Consider the following 26195-nt stretch of genomic DNA (forward strand, 5'->3'; position numbering starts at 1 on the left):
GGTTTCGACAATATACAGTGAAGATGCGCGTTCTGACTCCTGAGTCACGCTCTTTTTGTCGAATAGACCTCCGCTGCTTCGAGCGTCAGCTCATACCCCTTACCGCTCGAGCAGTACCTCGCCCAATGTTTGCACCACACGATGACGAGTGGCGTCGGGCATGCCGCACCATAACGGCAGCCGCAGCAGGCGCTCGGCACTGTAGTCGGTGACTTCCATTGCACCGTGCGTGCGGCCGTAACGCTGGCCAGCAGGCGACGAATGCAGCGGAACATAGTGAAACACTGCGTAGATTTCATACCGCTTGAGCTTGCTGAGCACGGCCTGCCGGTCGATGCCCGGGGCTAGCAGCACGTAATACATGTGGGCATTGTGCTGACAGTGCTCAGGCACGATGGGGCGGCGCAGCAACCCTTGTTGCTCCAGCCCGGCCAAGGCCGAATGGTAGGCTCGCCAGGTTGCCAGGCGGTCGTCGGTAATAACCTGCGCCTCTTCCAGTTGAGCACAGAGAAACGCCGCGATAAGCTCGCCCGGCAGGAATGACGAACCCACCTCCTGCCAGGTGTACTTGTCCACTTCGCCACGGAAGAAACGGCTGCGGTCCGTGCCCTTTTCACGGATCACTTCAGCCCGCAGCACCTGCTCCGGCGTATTGACCAGCAAGGCACCGCCTTCGCCGGATATCACATTCTTGGTTTCGTGGAAACTGTATGCACCGAGGTCGCCGATACTGCCAAGTGCCCTCCCCTTGTAAGTTGACATCACCCCTTGGGCCGCGTCCTCGACCACATGCAGGCCATGTTTACGGGCAATGGCCATGATGCTGTCCATTTCACAAGCCACCCCGGCGTAGTGCACAGGTACTATTGCCTTGGTACGTGGCGTGATCGCCGCCTCGATCAGCCGCTCGTCAAGGTTCAACGTGTCGGCCCGGATGTCGACGAACACCGGCACCGCCCCACGCAGCACGAACGCATTCGCTGTAGAGACGAAGGTGTAGGATGGCATGATGACTTCATCACCCGGCTGGATATCCAGCATCAGTGCCGTCATTTCCAATGCAGCGGTGCAAGAGTGGGTCAGCAATGCCTTGCTACACCCCGTGTGCGCTTCCAGCCACTGGTGGCAACGCTTGGTAAATTGCCCATCGCCAGCGAGCATGTTGCCGAACTTGGCCTCAGCAATGTAATACAGTTCCTTGCCGGTCATATGCGGACGGTTGAAGAAAATCTTGTCTGCGCTCATCTGAATTCATTCCATAAATGGCATGCCACCTGAAAGGCTGCCTGCGTGGGTCGCGCAACGATCTCGCAGCCTGTTCCGGCCTCTCATCATTGCTTTACCGCTAACTGCACCCTGCCCCAGAAACGTTCATCGCCAAGCAGGTTTTCAGCAGCCGTCACCCCGCCATTGAACAGGCAAGCCCTGCCCGACACCTCCAGGCCAGCAGCCGAACTCAAGTGGGCACCGCCGCCTGAAAGCTGCGTCAACGCCCGTGCCAGAGCGATACAGCCGCAACGGAAAACGACCGGCATGAGACTGTCGAGTGAGTCGCCTGCAACCAGCGCAATGGCAACCTGTACCAAGGGCCGCCCTGCATCGACCTGTTCATCGACGAGATGGACCGTAACGCCACTGAACAACAGGTGCTGATGCAGTGCCGCCAACACGGGAGCACTGCCGATCAAACCAGCAAACGCAGGCAGCAACGAATAATGCAGGTTCACCAGGCGGTCACGGTATTGGGCAACTACAGCCGGGCACAGAATTTTGTGGAACGTGGTAATTATCAAGTCGGGGCGCAACTGCTCCAACTGTGCGGTCAGTTCGTGCTGCGTAGCCCCCCCCAGGCTAACCACCCGGTTATACAAACCCACCCGCTCGGAAAATTCATTGGCCATGCAGTGCCTGTCTGTCAGCACCCCAACGATTTCCCCACCGTGCCAAGCACCTTCGCGAATCGCATGATGCAGAAATGACAGGTTGCCGCCGCCGCCCGAGCACAAAAAAACTAGCCGCTTGTTTACATGACCCTGCACAGCGCCTCCCTTGCTCATCATTCTGCCAACCAGGCTTGGCGCCATGCATCCAACCTCGCGCCTTCGAGTAGCCACTGCGTTCGTACCGTGGCCTGCAATGTGTCACCCAACGACGCCGATGCCGCCGGATCGCTCAGGTGCAAACGAACCGCACGCAGCCATTCCTCGGGTTCATTGGCCACACGTGTAAGCGGTAGCGTCTCCCCCCCGACAAAGCCCCGTACACGGCTGCAAATCACGGGGTGACCGCAGGCGCCATGCTGAAGAACACGCATATCACCCGAGCAGGCATTGGCCAGGGTTTCCGCCATAGGCACCAACGCCAGATCGAGATTGAGCGCGGCAAGGGTTTCAGGGAAAAGACCTGGCTTTACCGCGGAGTGCCACTCGGCCAGGTAAGGGCGTAGCTCTGCGGGGCAGTCCCCCATTACCACCCACTCCACCTCATCAGCCAGCTCAGCCACTACCGCGCCCAGCATGCTGGCATCTTCCCTCCCCAGCCAGCCCAACCGTGGTTTCACGCCCGTCTGGCGCTTGCTCCGAAGGGTTTTCCAGGATAAGGGCAGAGACGCTTCCAGCACACGAACATCTTCGTGCCTGCCCTCAAGCAGTTCAGCCAGGGCCGGCGTAGCCACCAGCACCCGATCAGCCTGCATCACGCCCTGCTGCATTCGCGTCAGGACTTCTTCAGCGGTGAAGTCTCCCTGCAAGCCCATTTGCGGCAGATAACCGTCCACATCGTAGACTTTGAAAGCCTGCGAAAACGCACGAAGACGACGCATGGCCAGCAGGCTGGCGTTGTCCAGTGGTCGCTGCAAGACCACGCTGGTGGGTTCGAAACGCTCGAGTTCGACCACAGATGGCAGACGGGTGGTCAACGCGCCGTCCAGAACGCCGTGCTCACGCATGGCGAGGAAGGGCTGAATGAGCCGTGACTGGGCCCGAGCGTGGCCCTGATCGAAACAGGCCAGCACGGTAGGCACATAACCTTGCAACGGGCGCCAACTCAGGGCATTACTTTCCAGCGTAAAGCTTCTGCCCGCCTGCAAAGTGAAATTGCGGTTATAACCCGGGTCGCGGGCAAGCAAGGGCAGCCAACGCTCATACCACGCATCCTCCTGCTCGACAGTGGCGCGTCGCCGGCCATTGCTGTCGACCAGCATCCGTGCATGTGGAGTAAACACATTCAGGTAGCCGGCCTGATGCAACCTCAAACATAGATCTACATCGGCCCAGGGCTCGATAAGCGCGTCTGCATCAAAACCGCCCGCAGCCAAGAACAGTTCGCGCCGCAAGACCAGCAAATCTCCACTCAGTGCGCACAGGTTCTGATCCAGCTCCGTACGCCGCCCGCAAGCCGCTTTGTGCGCTGGCAACCCTTCGAATGCAGGGCCCAGGCTAGCGCCCAACCCCAGCACAAGGCCTGCCTGGCGAACACTGCCATCACTTGCCAGCAACTTGCCTGCCACAGCACCGACTTCGCGGCGCTGAGCCTGATCAATCAGCGGCTGCAACCACCCCTCATCGAGCACCGCACTCTGCGCACTCAGCCACACCAGGTACTCCCCGCTTGCCTCCTGCGCAGCGGCGTTGCACATCGCCGCCTTGGGCTGCCCGGGCATGAAGTGAAATACCTGCAAGCGCTCAACGCTCATCTGCCCGACGATTTCCAGCCACTGGCGTAGCAGCGGGTCATCATGACCAGGGTCGATCAAAATGATCTGAAGCGCCGCAGGCAGGTTTTGCGTCAGAAGTCGCTCCAGGCAACGTTGAAACTGAGACAACGTGCCCTCCAGATAGATCAGCACGGTCACTGAGGCGTGATGCACAGGTCCGTACTCAATTCGGTGCCCCTGTCGCCCATACTCGAACGTGAACACCTGGGCGTCGGGGTACCCTCTGGCCTGCAGGTGGCGCTGGATGACGGACTGCTCGTCTGTACATGGAGTCTGCTTGCCGGCCTGGGCAATCAACAGCACTTCGCTCACATGCCCGACACTGCCGAGCCCGTGGGCCGAAAGCAACCTGAGTTGAGCGTCAAGTTCAAAAGCACTACCTGCGCTGCGCTCGAAGCCATGCTGCAGCATTGCCGCACGCCGATACACCCAATGCCGGGACTGACTCGCAGGAGAGGCCAACAGCAGATCCAGGTTCAGATCAGGTCGCAGGGCGAGGTCCACTACACCATCAGGTCCGCGCACTGCTTCGTCGGCATAAATCGCAAGGCAGTCAGCCGGTGCATCAGCGATAGCCTTCGCCAACATCAGCACTCCGCTGGCCACGAACATCGCGCCCGCCTCGACCAGCAGGAACCATTCGGCAGGGCATGCGGCCAAACAGTCATTAAGGGCCAGTACCGGATGGAGCGGATCACAGGCAACCCACCGGACCGTGGCGGACTCCACCTTATCTCCACCCAATACGAAAACCTGAAGACGCTCGTAGAGGGGCCGCTTCAAACTGTCCAGAGTAAGTGCCAAGGCATGTGGATCTCCACGATCAAGTACCAGCACGGCAATCGTTGGCGAAACCACACTATCCAGCCGTTGTTGAATCACATTCAACTGCCGAGGGCTTGGATAGCGCTCGCGCAACCAGTCCAGAACCCCTAACCGGTTACCGACAGCTTCCCGGCAAGCCGCCGCCTGCGTCTTGGCGACAAACACATCCAACTGCTGCCAGAAACCCAGAGTTCGCTCCACGTATCGCGCAAGGGCACCACCAATCGTTTCCCGAGCCCGAGCCAATGGCTGCGGCCCGTCGAGCATGGCAAACCCCACACAGCCAAAGAAGCAATTATCCAGAAACGCCTGATCGACACCAAAACCCGGAATGAAGAGCACAGGGCATCCGCACAGCGCAGCCAGCACGCAAGTCATCGACCACTCATAGGTGTAAAGCACTTCGGCGTGCCGCAACACGTCGGCCAATTCCGACAGAGACAGCGCATTCGCGATACTCAGCAATCGGACATCATTCGGCAGCAGTGAATAATCGATGCGATCGAGCGGGAACCTGTTCTGGTAAAGAAAACAACCGCTGCGCTCGCTGGCAGGCACGCCCGCCTGGAACAGTTCGATATCGATGGCAGGTACACACAACACATCGACTTCGTGTGGGGCGGCATCTTTGGCCAACAAGGCAGCGTAATAGAACAGCAGATCGGCGGGCCTCGCTTCCATGCCCTTGCCGGAAAGGTACCCTTCATAATTGAGCAGATAACGTGACACGACTGCCAGGTTGAGCGGGTTTCCGCTGATAATCTCCGGATAGACCGCTATAGGTACCTTGCCCTCCGAGCGGTGGCGCTCGCGGACAGAATCATCGTACAAGGGGGTCTTGAGGTCCGAATTGCGCTTGTCAGCGCCAACGATATAGGCCTCCCTGCCACTAAGGTTGAGCACATGGCAAAGCAAGTGCATCGCGACGATACCTGAAGACGTCTCCCGGTACCCTGGGGCATAGATGTAGTAGGGGTGCTCCGGCTTGGCGAACATAAGCCGCAAACGTGCCAGCGCATGGTCATGTTGCCGGATGTCTGCCTGCGCGGGGTTAAGCATCTGAGTACTCCAGGTCTGGATCAGCAAGGAACAGTCTTCAATCAAGGGGCATCCGTCGCGCGCCGCCGCAGAAATTTCGAGGCCTCGCCACCGGTGTTGAACAGCAGGTCGATCACGCTCACTGCATGCTGAAATTCACCGTGCAACTGTGGGTACTCCGGGTAACCGGCATAGCTCATGAAGGACACATCAAGACCGGCTGCGGCAAATGCCGACTCATCGAGATAACAGCTGGCAGCCGGGCCAGAGAGGTACTCGGTAGCACCAACGGCCTTGCAAAGGTGGATCAGGCGTTCGTTCCGTCCCTCGGCCCGCCCCAGCTCTTCCGAGCGATACAGCGGCGTGTGAATACCCAGCAAAGGGCACAGCCCTTCAATGAACAATTGGTTGACGCGTGACAGGCTGGGAAGGTTGGCTGCCTGCTCGTACAAACTGCGAATGCGCGTTTCCAGCTCAGCGAAGCATGGAGCCCGACGATAGCTCATGGCGATGGTCTTCCAGTGCTGTGCCGCCCAGTCCGGCTCGCTGATCTCTACTTCGTTGATCAACTGCTCGAAACGCCCTTTGTTCCTCACCGGCACACTCAGCCAGTGCTCACCCTGGGCTGTCTTGATCTTGTTGCGGTTGCGCCAGTCGCGCCGGGTGTACTGCACGTCATCGTAGAACACGAAAGCATCGACACTGCCGATCAGGTCAAAGTAGCCCTTCCAAGGTATGTAGTTCGACTGCAATATCGCTACTTTCTTGTGCATCTCAATCCCCAACAGCGCCGCAAACAATCAGGTTTCAGTTCGTCAATAAATTGCCATGAGGCATAAAAAAGCCGGGTACTGGACCCGGCTTCTGCAATTCTCGCGCCACTTAGTTCAGGGCAGCCAACCACTCCAGGTTGGCCTTTGGAAGATGTCCATTGCCAAACTGTATCGAGTTCGAGAATGCTCCGGGCCACTTCGCGCTCAGCACCTGCGCAGCGCCCGGGTCCTGCGCCTGCTTCACGCCGTCGATCAACAACTGCGAACGCGGCGTCCACACCACCATCAAACCGGCATCCCTGGCACTCAGGCACAGATCGATGTCGGCGAAGGCCTGCGGCTTCAGGCCTTCGCAATGGTCAAACACTTCCTTTCGCACCATCAGGCACTCCCCGGAAACAGCAGCGCAACCACGCACCGAAGAGGCCCATTGCTCCTTGCCCACCTGGGCCAGGGAAAGGCTCTGCCACGGGCTGAACACCTCGGGGCCAGCCACCAGCTCATAACCTGCATGTGCCACGGTTGCATCTGCCGCATACAACAGACTGGCGCCGACAATGCCGACCTCAGGGCGCTGAGCCTCATTGAGCAAGCCTTCGATCCAAGCAGGCGTGATCACACGACTGCGCTCGGACAGCAGCACCAAATACTCACCGCGCGCAGCATTGGCACCCAAGCCCAGCAACTGCTCACGGGAGGCGCCCCGATCGGCCACAACCAGACGCGCACGCCCTGCGAATGCCTCGAGGACGGAATCGTTCGCATCGAACGGAGCATCAGCACAGCTGATCAGCACTTCGTAACGGGGGTAACGAGTACGCTGCAGTACCGCCGTCAGGCATGCCCGCAACTGTGCTACATCCCCCTCGAAAGCCAACAGGATACTCACCAAAGGCGTGGTCCCGTGCCGGAAATCGAGCGCCAGCCCTGCCGCCCCCTGCTCGCTGACATGGCCGCGATAACCGAGCTGTGTCAAGTGCCGGCTCAACACCTTTTGCGCATGGGTAGCCAGAGCCGGAGACGCCTGCCGACCGATGACCAGGTAATCGTCCATGTGTGCCAGAGAGGCGGTACCCTGCGTCTCGACCAGACGCAGCAGCACATCGAACTCGATGGCCTCGCTATACGCCTCGCTGTACCCACCGAGGTCCAGCACCGCCTTTCGCCGCAGAACCCAGTGATGCGACATCAACCCCGGCTGGCTGCGCAGCAGGTCGAGATCAGCGCCAGGGCGCACAACGCTGTGCAAGCGGCCGTCATCATCACGCTGCACCTCATTGGCGGCAATGGCCTGGCAAGCCGGTGCCTGCACCAACTCCACTGCCAGGCGCAGCAGACCTCCGCCGAGTAGCACATCACCCGCCTGCAGCAACATCAACCACTCACTGGTCAGCTGACGTATGGCCTGGTTCAAATGAGTGACCCAATTGCTCTCTGTGACCTGAATGAAGTGCAAGGTATCGCGCGGCGTGGTAATCGCCGGCGCCTTGCCCGCCTTCAGCACCAGCAGCTTGAAATTGCGCAAGCCGCTTGCCAGCAGGCTGTCGAAGGTAGCTTGCAGAGCCTCGTCATTATTCTCCAGATCAAGAACCACAAATGCGATCTGCGCCGACGGGTGCTCGGCCAGGTGCGCAAGCACTCGCTGACGAGCGCCTTCATCCGGCGTAGCGGCAATGATCGCGTCAATCAACAGACCTGAAGGTGTTCCCTCCAGACGCGGCTGCGCATCGATGCCCGGAACCTGCGCAAGCCGTGCCAGCCAATCGCCCAGTTCACGCGCATGCGCGTGCCCCCCTTCGTTAGCAAGCATCGGCAACAGCTGTCGGCAAACATCAACATTGAAAAGGCTCAACGCTAAAGCTTGCCAATAACGGTGCTGACGGCTTTCGGCAGTATCGTTGGGGTGAGACTGCAGCAAGTCACGCTGACGCACCCAGATACCTTCGAGTGCATGACGATGCTGCTGGCTGGTCGGCCACGCATGGCAAAGGAACTCTAACGCAGTCAACTGCGCGAACAACGCAGCATTGTAGTAAGGCAGCTCGACATTCTGCAGTGGCTCGAAATGGCGCTCCGGGTCGTCGATGACGCTGCGCCAGCTGGAGGTGAAGATCAGCGCGGCCATGCCCTGCCCGTACGTATTGCGCACGAACTGGTTCAGGACGGTGAAGCCCGCATCATCAATACACAGCTGATTCTGCTCGGCGTCCCACTGGCGCAACGTACGCACCAGCCGGGTCACCTGCTCCTCCCGCTCCACCTGGCTGGCCACATCAACCAGGTGCTCGGCGACGACGTCGGTCTGCGCCAAGTGCACGATCGGGCCCTGAGCCAGTAACGCGAAAGAGATCGCCATCCGCAAGGCGGCAGCGTCAAGGTTCACCGGCAACGCTGCCAGCGCTGCCTGCAAGGCCGATACATGCATCACTGCACGCCAGGCCTGCTGGCCAGCCAATGCATACTGCGAAAGCCTGGCGCATCCTGCCTCCTTCGCAGCGGGCGCGAACGCCGCGCCCACACTGTAGTACTCGACCTTGCCATTGCCCGGCGCATAACCCAGTACATGGCCCTGAGCAGCCACCACGCCAGGTCGGGCATGCAAACACGCCGCAGCGTTCTCAAGCGCTGTAGCCAGCACGAAATCAGACTCGAGCGCCAACGTTACGAAGGGTGTAGTCAACTGCTCCAGCAGCAACTCAAGCGCATGGACGACATCGCCAGAGTCTGACCCAGGCTGTAATGGGAGCGCCACGCAGGGCACACCCTCCTGTTCATAGTAATACTGCGCGCGGGCACGGCTGGTTGCCGTTCCGTCCTCCAGCAAGACAACGGTCACATCGTGGCGTGCGCCGATAGCGTTTTTGATCATAGAGCACCTGTTGAGTTTCTTACGTGCATGGCCATTGCACGTGCACGTTTAGTCCGCCAGCCAGGCGTTAGCCCAATGCTGCAAGTGGTGTGGCATCAGCATGTAGTCGCGTAGCACCGCTTCACGCAAAGCATCCCCTTGGCGGTAGCTGGCTTGAGGGGCGGCCAGGTGCATGCGGATCGCATCCAACCATTGTTCTGTAGTGTTGTCCTTCACTCGGGTGCACGGCAAGTAACCCGCATAAGCCTTTGTATCGGTGCACACGACCGGAAACCCGCATGCACCGTACTCCAGCAGACGCAGGTTACTCTTGCAGTCGTTGAACAGATTTTGCTCCAGCGGTGCCAATGCCAGGTCCAGGTTCAGGCCGGCAAGTTTGCGTGGATAGCCAGCCATCGGGATCCCTTTGTGGAACTCCTTGACGTACGGGCGCAAGGATTCCGGGCACATACCAAAGAAGACCCAGTCGACATCATCGGCAAGTATCTTCACCACCTCTTGCAACAGCTCCAGATCACCACGATGGCTCGTGCCACCCGCCCACCCGACGCGCGGCCGGATACTGGTCTGACGCTGGCTGGACAGGCCAGCCCAGAGCGCGGCAGACAACATGTTGGGCACTACGCGGATGTCCTTGTGCATGCTGGATAGCGCATCGGCCAGTGGCTCGGTCGAACACACCAGCCGATCACACTGCCCGATGCCTTGTGCCACCAACTCGGCAAGGTTGCTGGGCAGGTTGCGGGCATGGTCGTTCTTTTTCGGCGGATCGATGATGTAGTCGTCCAGCTCGTAGATCATCCGCGCATGCGAAAAGCGTTTGAACTGCGCCATTTCCCGGATGTTGCCCGGCATGTAACGACACTGCAGGATCATCACATCAGGCTTTTCGCGCTCGAGCTCGATAACGCCAGGGGAGACGTGGTTGACCCGCCCCTGGATCCAGCCCGCCCGCTCAAGCTCGGTGAACGGCTGGATGACCCGGTAATGCCCCACTGCCGTGGTATTGATCGGCAACGCCAGCACTGACGGCATGGCACGGGCAATGAAAGGGTCCCAGCCACTGCGCAGGCCTGGCTCCAGGTTGAAATTGGCGAACTTGAGGCTCAGGTTGTCGTTGTAGGCCGGGTCCCGGGCAATGCGGCTCAGCCAACGGTCGTAAGCAATGTCCCGGTCGGCCTTGGCAAGCTCGTCAGCCAGCTCGACAGCTTCCCCACCCGGTAGCCTCATGACCCGAGCAAACGGTGTTCCCACCGACAGGAAGCCTTTTTCACGCGCACGCAGGCAGAGATCAACGTCAAACAAGGCGACCTGGAAGGCCGAGGTGTCCAGCCCCTCAAGCTCCTCGAACAGCGCCCGGCGAATGAGCAGGCAGTCCAGGCTCAGTGCGCTCCAGTTCTGTACCAGTTGCTGGCGCCCCATGTAACCTTCGGCTGACAGGAATTTGCCCGGGAACGGGCTACCCGCTGTACCGCCGCCAAGGCCGAGCACCAGGCCGGAAGACACCAGCTCGCCATTGCTGCCACAGAGCGCCGGCCCCACCAGGCCGACCTCAGGACGCTGCGCCTGGCTCATCAAGGTACTGAGCCAACGCGGTTCGAACAGCGCACACTCCGGTGCGAGCAATAGCAAATACTCTCCCTGCGCATGGCGACTGGCCTGGTTGAGCATCGCCGCCCTGCCCTGCGCCTGAACATCGATGACGCGCAACTGGTCACTGCCCAGGCCACGCATCGCCGCCAACCACTCGGCAACCGCCTGCGGCTCGTCGCCATTGGCGATGACCAGCGCTTCGAAATGGCTGTACTCGGTGTACTGGAACAGCGACTCGACGCAACGCCTGAGCGCGTTCAGGTTGGAGCCTGCGGGGATCAGGATCGATACACTTGCCTGCTGCTCATGCCGATAGGTCACACGCGTGACCAAGCTGCCAGCGGTGCCCTCCACCAAGGCATCGACGCCTATGCGACGCAAGTGAGCCTCGACCACGCGTGCCGCCTCAGCCTGCCCTGCCGGCTCGCTCATCCACTCTGCGTACCCCGACTGGCAATGCACCAGCATCTGCGCGACATGCTCTACCACATGCAAGCCATGAGCCTCGACCATTCGCCATAGCAGATCCTGTGGCGCCAGGCTCTCGAACCGGGTATCGAACCCCTCCAGCGCCAGCAGCGCAGTACGCTTGAATGCCAGGGTGCGGCCCACATAGGGCACGCTGCGCATCAAGTCGAGGTTGAAGTCCGGCTTGAAAATCGGGTTGCCGGGCTCAAGGGCGCCAAAGGTATCTTCATCAGCGTACAGGCACATGCTCTCGTCGCGCAGTGCCATGCGCTCGGCCATGACCACCAGCGCATGTGGCCGCAGGCGATCACCGGCACGCAACAGCAGCACCCAGTCGGCGACGCGTGCGCCTGCCAGCCACTGATTGAGTTGAGCGTAGCCACTGCCGCTCAAGGCAAGGTATTGCACGCCTGGCGCGTCAACCCTGTGGAAGCCATCAGGCACCAGCACCAGTACCTGGCTGGCGGCATAGGACTGTGCAGCCAGGCAATCCAGGGTGGCGCGCAGTGCGCTTTCATCGCCCTCGCGACAGGTTACGATCGGGACGATGGCGGGCTGTACCGGCCACTGCTCGACCCGCTTTGGCAGCAACCGCAACTGCCCGTCAGACAGCGTGCGGCAGGCCAGCCATTCAGCATAGAGCTCGGTAAAGCTGAGGGCGTTGCTGCCTACCTGTTGCGAGAAATTGGCAACCTGGCCGGCATGGAAGCGGCGGATGTCCAACTCCTCCCAGGCTGGGTCGGCCCCTGGGTCGTAAGCCTCCAGCGGCAGGTAACGCACCCAGCCATTGGCCGGCGCCGACTCGCCGGTGCGCGCCGCCAGCATCTGCTGCAGCCACTCGGTTTCATGCTTGTAGGCCTCGGTCATGCTCGAGTGATGACTGAGCCGGCCTGGGTGAATGCGCTCCACACTCAGTATGCGCTCCAGGCTCGCCAGGTGCCCGCGGCGCAGCAGGCATGCGTACAAGGCCAGGTCCAACCGTGCGGCGAACCCTTGGCCACCCTGCACCAGTTGCGGCAAGTATTCCAGCACCTGGGCACGACGGAACAGCACATGGCTGATGCCACCAAACAGGTTCGGGACGTTCTCGGCGATGCTGGCCAGCAAGTCCGTACCGACAATCACGGCACTTTGCGGCGCGATCACACTGTTGAGCGCACGGGAAGGCAAGAGGATGTCATCAGCCGACCAGAGCAGACGCTGACCGATCACCATGCTGAGCTGAGGCCATTGCGTCAAAACATGCGCTTGCCGGCTGATGCAACTGTCGAGCAACAGGTCGTCATCACACAGAAACTTCACCAACTCCCCGTTGGCCTGCTCCAGGCACGCTTGCAGGTTACGTGCAAACCCCAACCGGACAGGGTTGCGCGTATAGCGCACGGGCACCGCAGCACCGTTGCCGAGCGCCTGGCAGATAGCCTCGATTTCGACGCCGGCACTGTCATCGCAAATGACGACTTCCAGGTTGGGGTAGTCCTGGCTAAGCGCACTGACCAAGGTTGCTTGAAAAAAATCGGCATTGAAGGCAGGAATGGCGATACTGACGAGTGGCTGCTCTGACACGATGACGACCTTGCTGGAGAGGCGGTGCGCTTGGAAATAGGCGAGCGTTCAGGCCTGGGCGACACAAGGGCAAGCCGACCGGTTGCTATCAACCCAGGCCGGCGTGCCCGTGCGTCATGACGGGCAAACGCCCGCGAGGATCAGATGTAATTGACCAGCGAGAGACCGGCAATCTTGGCGTAGGCCTGCAACGAGGCCTGCAACATGTTGGATTGCATCTGAAGGCGAATCATCACCTCGGCCGGATCGCTCTCACGAATCGAGCTCTGGGTCTTGGCGTTTTCGCCACTCAGGGCCTCATTGGTTTCCACTTGCACATCGATTGCCTGGCCACGGCCGCCTATCGACGAAATGGAGGAACTGACCTGGTTGGTGGCGCTGGCGATATTGCCAATCGCCGAGTCCAGCGATGCCAGGAAGTTCTGCCTGGCCACGGGATCGTTGTCGACCGGGGTGGCCAGCGCCGCGCGCAACTGGCTGATGGTATCGAGGACGTTCTGGGTCTGGTGCGTGTCGACCTTGATGCCAAAGCTGTCGCCTGCGCTGGGCGTGTCCGAAAGCGTGAACTCGACCCCCATGGCGGTCGCCGTGTTGCCACTGAGCGTGCCCTTGGAAATCGGTTTGCTGTCGGCGCTCACGGGGGAGGCATAAAGCTCGAACTCGGTAGCACTGGTGAACTTGAGTACCGCCCCCTCAGGGAACGCCGACTTGTATTTCTCGGCATCGGTGATGGTAGCGCCGGTCACCTGGGCCGACGAGCTGTTGCCCGCACTGCGGGTGCCAGAGATTTCATCCGCCTTGGAGCTCAGGCTGAAGACATGGCCGGCGATGGCCGCGTCGGGGTCGGCGGCATCGCCGTCCTGGAAGGTGATGTCCAGACGCAGGTCAACACCACGGAAATTGACCGTGGTGTTCTTGCCATTGGGGTCGAAGGTGCCCCCCTGGCTGGCTTCCAGCGTCACGTCCTTGCCGTCGGCGTCGGTGATCTTGAACTGGGTGCTGCTGGTGAACTCGATGGTGTAAGGCTCGCCGCTGCGGAAGCGGTCGTTGTACGTTGCGCTGCCGCTCACCTGGCCATTGGACAAGTTGATCCGGCCATCGTCGGTGGCCGGTGACACCAGGCTGGTTTCGCTGCGGCTGGTATTGAGCGCTTGCTCGAAGGCATCGTAGCCAGTTTCGTTGGCTGCCAGGGTGAGCATGTCACCCACTTGCAGGTTCAGTTTGCCCTGGTCGCCCTGGTAGGTATAAGTGCCATCAGCGTTGCGCACATAAGGCGGTGTATCGCCTTTGGACCCCGAGAACAGGTACGCACCGCTTTCATCCTTGCTGTTCATCAACGAGAACAGCTGGTCCTCCAGCGACGCCAGCTCGGTGGCATTGGCCTTGCGGTCTGCATCGGTGAAACCGGCGTTACCCGAGCTGACGGCCAGCTCGTTGACGCGTTGCAAGATGGTGCCAATCGCATTCAGCGTGCTTTCTGCGGTGCCCAGGGAGTTGCGCACATTGGTGACGTTGCGGGTGTACTGGTCGAGCATGTTCTGTTGCTGCTGCAGTTGCAGCAGACGTGCCGCACCTACCGGATCGTCAGCCCCCCGACGTACCCGAATGCCGTCAGAGGCCTCTTGCCGAGTCTTGTCGAGGTTGGAGAAGCTGCGCTGGTAGTTGGCGCTGTTGCTGCTGTAGAACTGCGAAGTGGAAATGCGCATGGTCTACGCCTCCTTAAAGAGCATTGATCAAGGTGGTGAAGGTTTCCTGTGCCGCCTTGATAATCTGCGACGACGCGGTGTAGTACTGCTGGAACTTGACCAGGTTGCCGACCTCTTCATCGACCGACACACCGGAAAGGCTGTTGCGGCTCTCCAGCGCAGAGCTGTGCAGCGCATTGGTGGCATCACTGTCCATTTCCGCCTGGCCAGCCTTGCCGCCAACGTTTGAAACCAGCTTGGCATAGGCATCGGTAAAGCTGATGCCCTTACCGTTGGCCCCCACTTCAACCGTGGATTTGGTCTGGAGGTCGATCACCGACTGGGCGTTGCGGTTGTCGGCCGAGCCAGCCCCCGTCAACGACACGGTGTAGCTGTCGCCGTTCTGCGGCGCACCGGAAACGCTCATTTCGAAGGTGAAGCTGCTACCGGTCGCATTGCCGCTGCCATCGACCATCGGCACCGACAGCTTCAGCTTGTTCTCCTGGCCCGGCACGATGGTGCCGCTGCCGATTTCCGTACCCTTGGCGTCGTACAGCTTGTAAGCCTGGGGCGAAGTGGTTTCGTCACCGAACACCAGCTTGACCGGGGTGGAATTCTTCAGGCCTGCCTGCAACTGCGAACGCTGCGCGGCATCGTAGATGTCCAGCTGCGAGGTCAGGGTCGGCTGGGTGATCACCCCGGTGCCCTTGTTGCCGGCACCGTTGGTGGCGGTCAGGGGTGACGCCAGCGCCAGGCGCTTGGGGTCGGTGAGGACCGTCTCGATATTGGCGGCCGCGTTGCGAGTAGGTGTGATCTTGAAGCTGTCGCCAGCACTCAAACCGCCGCCGTTGAGCGACAAGGTAAAGCCATCGATGACCGGCGGTGGCGTGTCGTTAAGGTCGTAGCTGCCCATTTCGGTGCCTTCCGGCAGCTTGCGCACGCTGTAGCCTGTGGCGCTGGTGAAGGTCACCTGGTAGTCACTGGTAGTCAGTTTTCCGGTGTCCTTGATGCTGACATCCAGGTTGCCGGACCCGATGCTGTTGCCGAGTTTGGCAACGCTGCGCTCACTCATGGCCTTGGCGCTGTTGATGTCACCGAACAGGGTGGCGCCAAAGTTGCCATCCTTGTCGATACCCTGGGCCAGCTGGCTATTGATCTGGTCTGCCACCACCAGGGCCACGCGCCCCAGCTCGTTAAGCGCAGGGTCGAGGGTTTCGCTGCGGTAGCGGATCAACCCACCCAGCTCGCCTCCGGTGGCACTGCTGGTAATGTCCATCTTGGTCGAGCCGCGGTTGAGCACCAGGCTCAAACGGCCCGGGTCGCTCGCCGTAGGCTCCACACCCACCGTCTGGGTGGTGTTGCCCAGCACCAGCGCCTGGCCGTTCTTGAGGTAGACATCGTAGGTGCCGTCACGCTCGACCACGTCTGTGCCAATCAGCTTGTTCAACTCACGCACCGCGCCGTCACGCTGGTCCAGCAAGTCGTTGGGCTGACCGGAAACAGCGCCCACGCGGGCGATTTGCTCGTTCAACCCGGCGATGGTCTTGGTCAGGTTGTTGATCTGGTCGGTAATCGCCGTCATGTTGCTGTTGATATTGCTCAACTGCTGATTCAACTGCGACGACAAGGTATTGAAACGCTTGGCCAGCGACTGTGCGCTGGTCAGCAACAGCTGACGCGAAGCGTCTTCGGTTGGCTTGGCTGCCGCGTCCTGCATGGAGGTGAAAAAGCTCTGCAGCGCAGCGGTAATACCGGTATCGCTGCTGGACAGCGAGGTATCCAGCGGCGTGATCTGATCCAGGTACGAGGACGCCTCACTGCTCAGCGACGTGGTGGTACGCAGCTGGTTCTCGATGAACGCGTTGTACACCCGGCGCACGTCCGCCAACGTGGTGCCCGTGCCAATGAACACCTGGCCGACTTGCTGCCCGCCCTTGGTCTTTTGCACGTTCTGCTGGCGCGAGTAGCTTTCGACATCGGCGTTGGCGATGTTGTTACCGAGGGTGTACATCCCCGATTGCGCGGCACCCAGCCCCGACATACCAATGTTGATCAGACTCGCCATGGTTCCATACCCTTAAAGTTTTGTTGCGGTACCGAGCATTGCGTAGTGCTCGTACGACTTCATCTGTCTTGCGATCTGCGAGATCTTGCTGGCGTAATTCGGGTCGGTGGCGTACCCGGCCTTTTGCAACTCTTGCACGAACTGTTCTGGTTTATCGGCGGCCTTCACCGCATCTTGATAGCGTGAATTGTTCTGCAGCAGGCTGACCAGGTCGTGGAAGCTGTCCTGGTAGGAATCGTACGAACGGAACGCCGCCGTCTCCTTGACGAACTGGCCATCACGGTACTCGCTGGTAATCGCCCTCGCCTCACCGCCGTCCCAGTTGCCAGTGGCTTTGATGCCGAACAGGTTGTGGCTGCTGCTGCCGTCGGTGTTGCGCATGACCGACTTGCCCCAACCGGTTTCCAGTGCGGCCTGGGCCACCAGGTAGCGTGGGTCGATACCAATGCGCTTGGCCGCCTGTTCGGCCATCGGCAGCATGGTGGCGACGAATTCATCGCTGTCGCCAAAGGCTTTGTTCGGCGCCAGCGGCGGCTGGGCCACGGCGCGGCCGACGATGCGCAGGCCGTTGTCCGGTACGGCGAAGGCCTTGGCCACTTGCTGGCCGTCACGGGCAGGCACAGTGGCGGTGTTGGCAGTGGCCGCCGACGGCACGATGCCGGCCAGCAGGCGGTCGGTGAGTTTGCTCGGCAGCGCCAGGCGACGCGAGTTGAGTGCAGCGACGTCGTTGCGGGTGGCGGTCGACTGGGCGGCATGCACGGGCTCGGCCACCTTGTTGCCCCACAACGCCGGGGCATTGCCCTCGGTACGTGGAAACGGGCTGGTGCTGGCCGGGCTGGCCTTGTTCTTCGACAGCTGGCGCACCAGCACATCCTGCAGCCCGATACCGCCACCTTCGCGCGACATGCTCACAGCCAGTTGCTGGTCATACATGTCACGGTACTGCTTCACCGTTTCGGTGTTCATCGGGTTGTCGTCAGCCAGCACGTCGCTGGCCTTGCGTGAGGCCTTGAGCATTTCGCTGATGAACAGCGACTCGAACTCCTGGGCGACCTTGCGCACGTTGGCATCGCTGTCGCGGTCGCCATGCTTGAGCGAGCTCAAGCGATTGAGGTCGGTGTAGGCACCGCTGTCGGCGCTGCCGGAAACCAGGCTTTTGCTGTTCATCCGCGCCGTCCTCAGATCACGATCAGGTCGGCCTGCAAGGCGCCGGCCTGTTTCAGGGCTTCGAGGATCGCCATCAGGTCGCCAGGCGCTGCGCCTACCTGGTTCACCGCACGGACGATTTCATCCAGCGTGGTGCCCGGCCCGAACTTGAACATGGGCTTGGCTTCCTGCTCGGCATTGACCCGCGAACGTGGCACCACGGCGGTCTGGCCATTGGAGAACGGCCCAGGCTGGCTGACGATCGGGTCTTCGGTAATGGTCACGGTCAGGCTGCCGTGGGTGACCGCCGCGGGCGACACCTTGACGTTCTGACCAATGACGATGGTGCCGGTGCGCGAGTTGATGATCACCTTGGCCACGGCCTGGCCCGGGTCGATTTCGAGGTTTTCCAGGATCGACAGGTAATCCACGCGCTGGCTTGGGTCCATCGGCGCACTGACGCGCACCGAACCACCGTCCACGGCCTGCGCCACACCAGGGCCGAGCAGGTCGTTGACCTTGTCGACGATACGCTTGGCGGTGGTGAAGTCGGGGCGATTGAGGTTCAGGGTCAGGGTATTACCCTGGTTGAAGCCGCTCGGTACTGCACGCTCGACACTGGCACCACCCGGAATACGGCCGGCCGACGGAACGTTGACGGTGATCTTCGAACCGTCACGGCCTTCTGCATCAAAGCCGCCGACGACCAGGTTGCCTTGGGCGATGGCGTAGACGTTGCCATCGATACCCTTGAGCGGGGTCATCAGCAGGCTGCCGCCGCGCAGGCTCTTCGAGTTACCGATCGAGGAAACGGTAATGTCCACCACCTGACCAGGCTTGGCGAATGCCGGCAGGTCGGCATGTACCGACACCGCCGCAACGTTTTTCAGCTGCACGTTGCCGGAACCGGCCGGCACCTTGATGCCGAACTGCGACAGCATGTTGTTGAAGGTTTGCAGGGTGAATGGCGTCTGGGTGGTCTGATCACCCGTGCCGTTCAGCCCCACCACCAAGCCGTAACCGATCAACTGGTTGGAACGCACACCAGAGATGCTGGCGATGTCCTTCAGGCGCTCGGCCTGGGCAGCGAACGCACAGGACAAGAGCAGGGTTGTGGCAATCAGCTGCCTCACGTTGAACATGGTCATCCGTACTCAGAAAGGCCAAAGCGGGCTGATGAAGAAGCGGTCCAGCCACCCGGGCTGGCTGGCATCGGCGAACGAGCCGGTACCGGAGTAGGTAATGCGCGCGTCGGCCACACGGGTGGACGGCACGGTGTTGTCAGTGGCGATATCGTCAGCGCGGATCATGCCGGCAATACGCACCAGCTCTTCGCCTGTGTTCAGGGTCAGCCACTTCTCGCCGCGCACGGCGATGATGCCGTTGGGCAGCACTTCGGCCACGGTGACCGTGATGGAGCCGGTCAGGGTGTTGCCCTGGGTAGCCTTGCTATCGCCCTTGGTGGCGCGCTCGCCGTTGTAGCCGGCCTCCAGCGACAGATCACCGCCGCCAAACGGGTTGTTGGTGTTTGGCGTAGTGCCGAACAGCGAAGTCAGGCCAATATTGGCGTTGCTGTTTTTCTGGATCTGCGAACCGGCGTTCTTGCTGGCCGAGGTTTTCTCGTTCAGGGTGATCGTGATGATGTCACCCACCCGGAACGCCTTGCGGTCGCTGTACAGGTTCTGCTCGAAACCGGCCTGGTAGATCGAACCGTTGTTGGCCGCTGCCGGCAACGGGGTGCGCGGCAGGACCGGCGCATAGTACGGGTCGTTGGGCTTGGGCGTCGGGCCGACGCAACCTGCCAGCAACACCGCCCCCCCCAGGGCGAACACGGACAACAGACGATTCATGATGCATACCTCACGGGTGTAACGAAGCGACAGGGCTTAGAGCTGCTGGGTAACGAACGACAGCATCTGGTCGGCGGTGGAGATGACCTTGGAGTTCATCTCGTAGGCACGCTGGGTGGTGATCATGTTCACCAGCTCTTCCACCGTGCTGACGTTGGAGTTTTCCAGCGTCTGCTGCAGGGTAGTGCCGAAGCCGTTGAGGCCTGGGGTGCCGACCTGCGGCGCACCACTGGCAGCGGTTTCCAGGAACAGGTTGTTACCCATCGCCTGCAGGCCAGCCGGGTTGATGAAGTCGGCGGTCTGAATGTTGCCGATAACCTGCGCAGCCGGGTTGCCGGCGGTGGTGATCGACACGGTGCCGTCCTGGCCGACAGTGAAGGTCTGGGCGTCGTTCGGGACCACGATGGCAGGCTCCAGCGCCAGGCCATCGGCGTTGACGATCTGGCCGTCGGAGTTCAGGTGGAACGTACCGTCGCGGGTATAGGAGACGGTGCCGTCAGGCTGCAGGATCTGGAAGAAACCACGGCCATTGACGGCCATGTCCAACGGGTTTTCCGTGGTCTGCAAGCTGCCGGTCTGGAAGTTTTTCTGCGTGCCGACAATGCGCACACCGGTACCGACCTGCAGGCCCGACGGCAACTCGCTGTCCTGGGTAGACTGCGCACCTGGCTGACGCTTGATCTGGTACAGCAGGTCCTGGAATTCGGCACGATCACGCTTGAAGCCGGTGGTCGAGACGTTGGCCAGGTTGTTGGAGATGACCGTCAGGTTGGTGTCCTGTGCGGACAGGCCGGTTTTAGCGACCCAGAGAGCCGGAAGCATTTAGTGTTCTCCTCGTGCGCCTGATTTACGGCACCCGTTCAAATGTGGTTAGCCGAGTTGCAAAACACGCGCCATGGCTTCATCGCCTTCCTTGGCCGCGTTCATCATCTTGACGTGCAGTTCGAACTGACGGGACAGCGCCAGTACAGAGGTCATTTCCTCGACAGCGTTGACGTTGCTGCCCTGCAAAAAGCCTGATACCACCCGCACGTTGATGTCGGCATCGGCGGGTTGGCCGGAGGTGGTATGGATCAGCCCGTCCTGGCCTTTGGTCAGGCCTTTGGTGTCGGGGTTGACCAGCTTGATGCGGTCGACTTCCGCCATCACGCGCGGGTCTTCACCCATGGAGCGGATGCTGATGGTGCCATCGGAGCCGACTTCGACCTTCTGCTCAGGCGGGATGGCAATGGGGCCGCCGTTGCCGAGCACAGGCATACCGTTGCCGGCACGCAACACCCCGAGGGCATCGATGTTCAGGCTACCGGTACGCACATACGCTTCACTGCCATCTGGCGCTTGCACGGCGATAAAACCGTTACCGCTCACGGTCACATCCAGGTCGCGGCCGGTTTCCACCATCGGGCCTTCACTGAAGTCAGTGCCCGGGCGCTCGGTCATGGCAAAGGCACGCGCCGGAAAGCTGTCACCAAACACCGGCATCGAGCGCGCCTGCTCCAGGTCACGCTGAAAACCATTGGTAGAAATGTTGGCCAGGTTGTTGGCATGCGCCTTCTGCGCCAGCGCGTTCTGGCTGGCCCCGGTCATGGCCACATAAAGCATCTTGTCCACAATCATCCTCCGTTGCACTGGCGGCCGTTTGCCGTTCGCCGTTGCTCTACAGGGGCTAAAGCAAGTTCCGAACCAACTTGCCAAAAGCACGAAAAAGCCCATGAATACGGGCAGTTGGGAAAGCCCGGGCGGCGACAGCCGCCGGTTATCCGGCGCTGCTTTGCCGCTGGCGGCAAAACGGGCTCATCTACAGGCAAGCCTGTGCCTACGGCACGTCACGGCAACGTGCATTGTTGTAAGGCCCGGCAAAGCGCCTCCAACCCTCACCTGGCGACCACTGCGAACACACCAGACGCCCATCCACCAGGCTTTCCCATCGCCAGTAAGGCGCCGGCGCCGCCTGCAGCTGACCAAGACAGCAGGCAACCAGCATTGCGACAAACAGCCTTTTCATCACCCCTCCTGCAAAAACAACGAACCCCTTCACGAGAAAGGGGTTCGCCTGTACGCACTCAAACAATCGCGATCAAGTCATCTGAATGATGGTCTGCATGACGGTGCTTTCGGTCGAAATGGTCTTGGCGTTCGCCTGGTAGTAGCTTTGCGCCTTGATCAGATCAACCAGCTCCTGCGTCAGGTTGACGTTGGAGCCTTCCAGCGAGTTGGACTCGATCGCCCCCAAGGTACCGGTTTTCGGCGAATCGATACCCGGAATGCCCGAGTTGTAGGTCTCGGTCCAACGGGTACTGCCGATTTGCTGCAGCCCCTGCTCGTTGGCGAAGCTCGCCAGCGCGACCTGGCCAATGGCGCGCGACTGGCCATTGCTGAAGGAGGCGAACAATACACCCGTCGCGTCGATGCTCAGGTTGGACAGGATGCCCGTGGCATAACCATCCTGGGACTGGGACATACGCGCCGTTTCAGTGTTGTAGGAGGTGGTGCTGGCCATCGACATTTTCATGCCGGCAGCATCGCCCACCGCACCGTTGGCACTCCAGTTACCCGAAGCATCTTCGGCTGCCGGCACCCAGCCAACCATGCTGAAGGTATTGTTGACGACCGTGAACGAGGTGCCCGCCGGGTGCCCCGTGTTGTCGGCTGTCATCGAATTGACCGAGCCATCGCTGTTGAATGCGATCGTGCCCACCAGCGGCTCTGTGCTGCCCGGATTGAACGGGTTGCGCCCGTCAACGAGGGTGTACATGGTCCACTCGTTGGTACCGGTCTTGCGGTAGAACTGCTCCATGGTGTGTTCGTTGCCCTGGCTGTCATACACCTTGGTCGGGAACGAGCGGGTATAGGTCGTATCGTCGGAAGGGTCGAACGGCTTGTTTGCCACCAAGGCAGGCGAAGTGACACCCAGCGACTGGTTGGTACCTGCCGCGCCACTGGCAACCCAGTCACCATTGGCATCCTGAGTGGCCGGCACCCAGCCGGTCATGGCAAACGCGCCATTGCTGACCGTGAACGACGCACCACTTGGCACGCCCGTGGTGTCAGCCACCATGGAGCTGATGGTGCCATCACTGTTGTAGTTGATGGTGCCGGCCAGCGGGGTGGTGCTGGCCGGGTCGAACGGGTTGCGACCGTCGACCAGCGTGTACATGGTCCATTCGTTGGTGTCGGTCTTGCGGTAGTACTGCTGCACTTCGTGCTGAACACCATCCGCATCCAGCACGGTACTGGTGCTGGAGCGCTGATAAGTGCTTGGGTCCGCCGGGTCGAATGCGGCCATGGACGGCGGCTTGGTGTTGTCATACACCAGGAAAGGAATCGAGGCCGCCGAGGAGTTCAGGTTGATGCCCTGGTCGATCAACGAGGTTGCCTTGGGCTGCAATGCCGACGTGTCGATCTTCAGGTCGGTCAGGCCGCTTTTCTGGATCTTGCCAGTGGCATCCGCCATGTAACCTTGCAGGCGCAGGCCATCGGAGGTCTCGACGAAGTTGTCCTTGCTTGGCTGGAAGGAGCCCGCCCGGGTGTAAACCTTCGAGCCGTTGTCAGACAGCACGAAGAAGCCCTGCCCCTGGATGCCCATGTCCAGCACGTTGCCCGTGGTGTTTACATCACCCTGGGTGAACTGTTGGGAAATGGCTGCCAGCCGCACACCATTGCCCACCTGGTTCTTGCCCACACCCAGGCGGTTGGCGCCGGCATAGACATCCGCGAACTCGGCGCGCGAGGACTTGAAGCCCGTGGTATTGACGTTGGCGATGTTGTTGCCGGTGACATCCAGTTGTTTGTTGGCTGCGTACAGACCGCTAAGGCCGATATTGAAAGACATGAATTCGCTCCTTTTGCCGCTCTAGCGGGCCTTAGATACCGATGGTTTGTACGTCGGAGAGGGAAACCTTGCCTACACCGGCGAGGTTGAGCACCATTTCTCCGGCGGCACTGAAGCTGACGCTGGTGACCTTGGCCGGCAACAGCGTGCTCATTTGCACCGCCTTGCCATCGACTGTGGTGCTTGCGGTGAAGGTGTAAGTGCCCGGGTCCACTTTCTCGCCACTGTTGTTGGTACCGTCCCAGATGAAGTCGGCGTAACCGGCTTTCTGCTCACCCAACTCGATGGTCTTGACCGTGTTGCCATCCTTGTCCTTGATGGTGATCTTCGCTTCACTGATGGCCTGGGGCACAACGAACTGGGCATTGAAGCTTTCAGCGGTGTCAACCACGGCCTTGTCGTTCTGAACCACCACCGACCGCCCTACCAGCGACGATGCCTGAAGCGCCTGGGACGAAGCCATGGCACTGGTGATGGCGCTGACCGAGTCGTTCAGCGAGGTAATACCTTCCAGGCTGCTGAACTGCGCCAGTTGGGCAACGAACTCGCCGTTATCCTGCGGGTCCAGCGGGTTCTGGTGCTGCATCTGGGTGACCAGCAACTGCAGGAAGGCATCTTTGCCGAGCGAATCGGTGCCGGTCTTGGATGCAGTGTCCGTGGTCTTTTTGGTGCTGGTGCCCACGCCCGACGCCGACAGCACGTCATTGAGGTTCACACCGTTAGTATCGATTGCCATGGTCTGAATTCCTTATCACTGCCCCAGGGTCAGCACTTTCTGCATCATGGTCTTGGCCGTGTTCATCAACTCGGCGTTGGTCTGGAACGCGCGACTGGCGGAGATCATGTCAGCCATCTCCTCGACCACGTTGACGTTCGGGTAGTAGACGTAGCCGTCCTTGTTCGCCGCCGGATGGTTTGGCTCGTAGCGGGCCTCCAGGGTGCTCTGGTCTTCGACGATGCCTTTTACCTGCACACCCTGCCCTGCCTCACCCTGGTCTTCGAACAGCGACTGGCTGCTGCCGGCCTGTGCGTCCTGGAACGTGGTGGCGAACACCGGGTGGCGAGCGCGGTAAGTCTGGTCGATGCTCGAAGACACGGTCTCGGCGTTGGCAATGTTCGACGCCACGGTGTTCAGGCGCGTGTTCTGCGCGCTCATGCCGCTACCGGCAATGTTGAAAACACTGGAAAGGGACATGGTCATTCTCCCCGCAGGGCGGAAACCAGCCCTTTGAATTTACTGTTGAGCAAGGTGAAGCTGGCCTGGAAGCCAATGGCGTTTTCGGTGTAGTTCGATTGCTCGATCTGCGCGTCCACGGTGTTCTGGTCGATCGACGGCTGCAGCGGCGTGCGGTACTTGAGGGTATCGTCAGCGGCGATGGCGAGGCCTTCGGCTTCGATGTGCCGGCTGTTGGTACGGTCCATGGCGAAACGGCCGCTTTGCTGCTTGCTGGTTTCGGCGGCGAGCACCGAAGAAAAGTCCATGTCACGCGCCTTGTAGTTGGGCGTGTCGGCGTTGGCGATATTGTTGGCCAGCACTTCAGCGCGCTGGGCGCGGAAGCCCAGTGCCTTTTCGTGAATGCCAAGCGCCTTGTCGAAGCTGATGCTCATGTCGGGGAAACCTTCAGAGGTTGACCGGAATGTCGTTGAGCAAGGTGTAGCAAGGGCTGTGCCAACGCGTGCAAAACCCGGAAACACAGGCTTTCGAGGTGGAGTGGTGTCAGGGTGATGCCAGAAAAGCGGCAAAGGCCTTCCGCCTTGGGCGGCGAAAGCGGCAATTGCCGGGTGGCAAAAGCGGCAAATCAAAAAATTGACGTCAGCATTTTTCCTGTACCCGCGAAGAGGCCGGCGCAGAAAAACAAAAAGGCCGGCAACTTTCGCTGCCGGCCTTTGCGCTTACTTGGCCTGGTAGATGATCCCCGGGCTGCACTGCACCATCTGGTAATGGTCTGGCAACCCGTTCAACGCCTCCGAGGCACCAAGGAACAGGTAGCCACCGGGCTTCAGTGTGCTGTGAATACGCAGCAGGATGTCGCGCTTCACCTGCGCCGAGAAGTAGATCAGCACGTTGCGACAGAACACGATGTCGAACTTGCCCAGGCTGGCATAGCTATCGAGCAGGTTGAACGAGCGGAACTCGACGCGGCTGCGAATGGCCGGCTTTACCGCCCAGCGCCCTGGCCCCTTGGGGTCGAAGTAGCGCTGCAGGCGCTCCTGCGACAAGCCGCGGGCAATCGCCAGGCTGTCGTACTCACCGGTCTTGCAGTTGGTGAGCATGGTGCCGGACAGGTCGGTGGCCACAATCTGAGCGCCCATCTTCAGCTGGCCCAGGTTGCTGCGCTCGAACTCGTCGATGGCCATCGAGATGGAATACGGCTCCTGCCCCGACGAACAGGCCGCCGACCACATGCGCAGGCGCTGGCCGGGGTTGTTGCGGATGAACTCGGGGATCACCTTGTTCTTCAGCACTTCGAACGGGTAGGTATCGCGAAACCACAGGGTCTCGTTGGTGGTCATGGCATCCACCACCTGCTCGCGCAAACCGCCGCGCGGCTGGGCCTGGATACGCTGTACCAGCTCGCCCAGGCTCTTGATGCCCTGTTGTTCCATCAGCTTGTTGAGACGGCTGGAAACCAGGTACTGCTTATTCTCGCCCAGCAGGATGCCACAGGCTTTCTCCAGGAATACCCGGAACTGTTCGAAATCCAAATTACCCGTAGACACTACTGCCGCCTCTTTTCAATCACTGGTGCCGGGGGCCTGCCCCGGCTGC

General features: G+C 60.6%; 19 protein-coding genes. All 19 read right to left on the reverse strand.

Translation table 11 applies throughout. The features are described from left to right. Window positions 1-99: 99 nt before the first annotated feature. A complete protein-coding gene (gene rffA / locus QQ992_RS20195) occupies window positions 100-1245 on the reverse strand; it encodes a dTDP-4-amino-4,6-dideoxygalactose transaminase (RefSeq protein WP_286110825.1) in 1146 nt (381 codons plus the stop codon). Window positions 1246-1331: 86 nt separating this feature from the next. Beyond that, a complete protein-coding gene (locus tag QQ992_RS20200; protein WP_286110826.1) occupies window positions 1332-2084 on the reverse strand; it encodes a formyltransferase family protein in 753 nt (250 codons plus the stop codon). Further along, window positions 2057-5626: a glycosyltransferase family 2 protein gene (locus QQ992_RS20205; protein WP_286110827.1), complete on the reverse strand. Its 3570-nt coding sequence runs from the start codon at window positions 5624-5626 to the stop codon at window positions 2057-2059. The genes QQ992_RS20200 and QQ992_RS20205 overlap by 28 nt, the downstream gene beginning before the upstream one ends. 14 nt (window positions 5627-5640) lie before the next feature. Further along, window positions 5641-6351, reverse strand: coding sequence for a WbqC family protein (locus tag QQ992_RS20210; protein WP_286110828.1), 711 nt, complete (start codon window positions 6349-6351; stop codon window positions 5641-5643). Window positions 6352-6460: 109 nt separating this feature from the next. After that, window positions 6461-9220, reverse strand: a complete 2760-nt coding sequence (locus QQ992_RS20215) for a glycosyltransferase (RefSeq protein ID WP_286110829.1) — start codon at window positions 9218-9220, stop codon at window positions 6461-6463. Window positions 9221-9268: 48 nt separating this feature from the next. Further along, window positions 9269-12847 carry a glycosyltransferase gene (locus QQ992_RS20220; protein ID WP_286110830.1) on the reverse strand — a complete coding sequence of 1193 codons (3579 nt, stop codon included), beginning with the start codon at window positions 12845-12847 and terminating at the stop codon, window positions 9269-9271. 140 nt (window positions 12848-12987) lie between these two features. Beyond that, window positions 12988-14553 carry a flagellar hook-associated protein 3 gene (locus tag QQ992_RS20225; protein ID WP_286110831.1) on the reverse strand — a complete coding sequence of 522 codons (1566 nt, stop codon included), beginning with the start codon at window positions 14551-14553 and terminating at the stop codon, window positions 12988-12990. A 13-nt stretch (window positions 14554-14566) separates the two neighbouring features. Next, entirely contained in the window at window positions 14567-16597 is a 2031-nt protein-coding gene (gene flgK, locus QQ992_RS20230; protein ID WP_286110832.1) for a flagellar hook-associated protein FlgK, read from the reverse strand. Window positions 16598-16609: 12 nt separating this feature from the next. Continuing rightward, entirely contained in the window at window positions 16610-17764 is a 1155-nt protein-coding gene (gene flgJ / locus QQ992_RS20235) for a flagellar assembly peptidoglycan hydrolase FlgJ (protein ID WP_027615310.1), read from the reverse strand. Window positions 17765-17775: 11 nt separating this feature from the next. Further along, the gene (locus QQ992_RS20240; protein ID WP_027609424.1) at window positions 17776-18885 is read right to left on the reverse strand and encodes a flagellar basal body P-ring protein FlgI; all 1110 of its coding nucleotides are present in this window, start codon (window positions 18883-18885) and stop codon (window positions 17776-17778) included. A 12-nt stretch (window positions 18886-18897) separates the two neighbouring features. After that, a complete protein-coding gene (flgH, locus tag QQ992_RS20245; RefSeq protein WP_286110833.1) occupies window positions 18898-19593 on the reverse strand; it encodes a flagellar basal body L-ring protein FlgH in 696 nt (231 codons plus the stop codon). Window positions 19594-19629: 36 nt separating this feature from the next. Beyond that, window positions 19630-20415 carry a flagellar basal-body rod protein FlgG gene (flgG, locus tag QQ992_RS20250; protein WP_012051601.1) on the reverse strand — a complete coding sequence of 262 codons (786 nt, stop codon included), beginning with the start codon at window positions 20413-20415 and terminating at the stop codon, window positions 19630-19632. A 48-nt stretch (window positions 20416-20463) separates the two neighbouring features. Continuing rightward, the gene (locus QQ992_RS20255; RefSeq protein WP_027609423.1) at window positions 20464-21204 is read right to left on the reverse strand and encodes a flagellar basal body rod protein FlgF; all 741 of its coding nucleotides are present in this window, start codon (window positions 21202-21204) and stop codon (window positions 20464-20466) included. Between the two features lie 205 nt (window positions 21205-21409). Next, the gene (locus tag QQ992_RS20260; protein WP_082426447.1) at window positions 21410-21598 is read right to left on the reverse strand and encodes a hypothetical protein; all 189 of its coding nucleotides are present in this window, start codon (window positions 21596-21598) and stop codon (window positions 21410-21412) included. Between the two features lie 72 nt (window positions 21599-21670). Continuing rightward, window positions 21671-23425 (reverse strand): flagellar hook-basal body complex protein, encoded by a 1755-nt coding sequence (locus QQ992_RS20265; RefSeq protein WP_286110834.1) that lies wholly within the window; start codon window positions 23423-23425, stop codon window positions 21671-21673. 31 nt (window positions 23426-23456) lie between these two features. Continuing rightward, window positions 23457-24161 (reverse strand): flagellar hook assembly protein FlgD, encoded by a 705-nt coding sequence (flgD, locus tag QQ992_RS20270; RefSeq protein ID WP_286110835.1) that lies wholly within the window; start codon window positions 24159-24161, stop codon window positions 23457-23459. Between the two features lie 15 nt (window positions 24162-24176). Then, window positions 24177-24620 (reverse strand): flagellar basal body rod protein FlgC, encoded by a 444-nt coding sequence (gene flgC / locus QQ992_RS20275; protein WP_027609421.1) that lies wholly within the window; start codon window positions 24618-24620, stop codon window positions 24177-24179. A 2-nt stretch (window positions 24621-24622) separates the two neighbouring features. Continuing rightward, complete coding sequence (flgB, locus tag QQ992_RS20280) at window positions 24623-25033, reverse strand: flagellar basal body rod protein FlgB (protein WP_016711821.1); 411 nt, start codon at window positions 25031-25033, stop codon at window positions 24623-24625. Window positions 25034-25318: 285 nt separating this feature from the next. Beyond that, entirely contained in the window at window positions 25319-26146 is an 828-nt protein-coding gene (gene cheR, locus QQ992_RS20285; protein WP_110743631.1) for a protein-glutamate O-methyltransferase CheR, read from the reverse strand. Window positions 26147-26195 lie beyond the last annotated feature (49 nt).

Source organism: Pseudomonas kurunegalensis (genome assembly GCF_030291635.1).
Lineage (GTDB): Bacteria > Pseudomonadota > Gammaproteobacteria > Pseudomonadales > Pseudomonadaceae > Aquipseudomonas > Aquipseudomonas monteilii.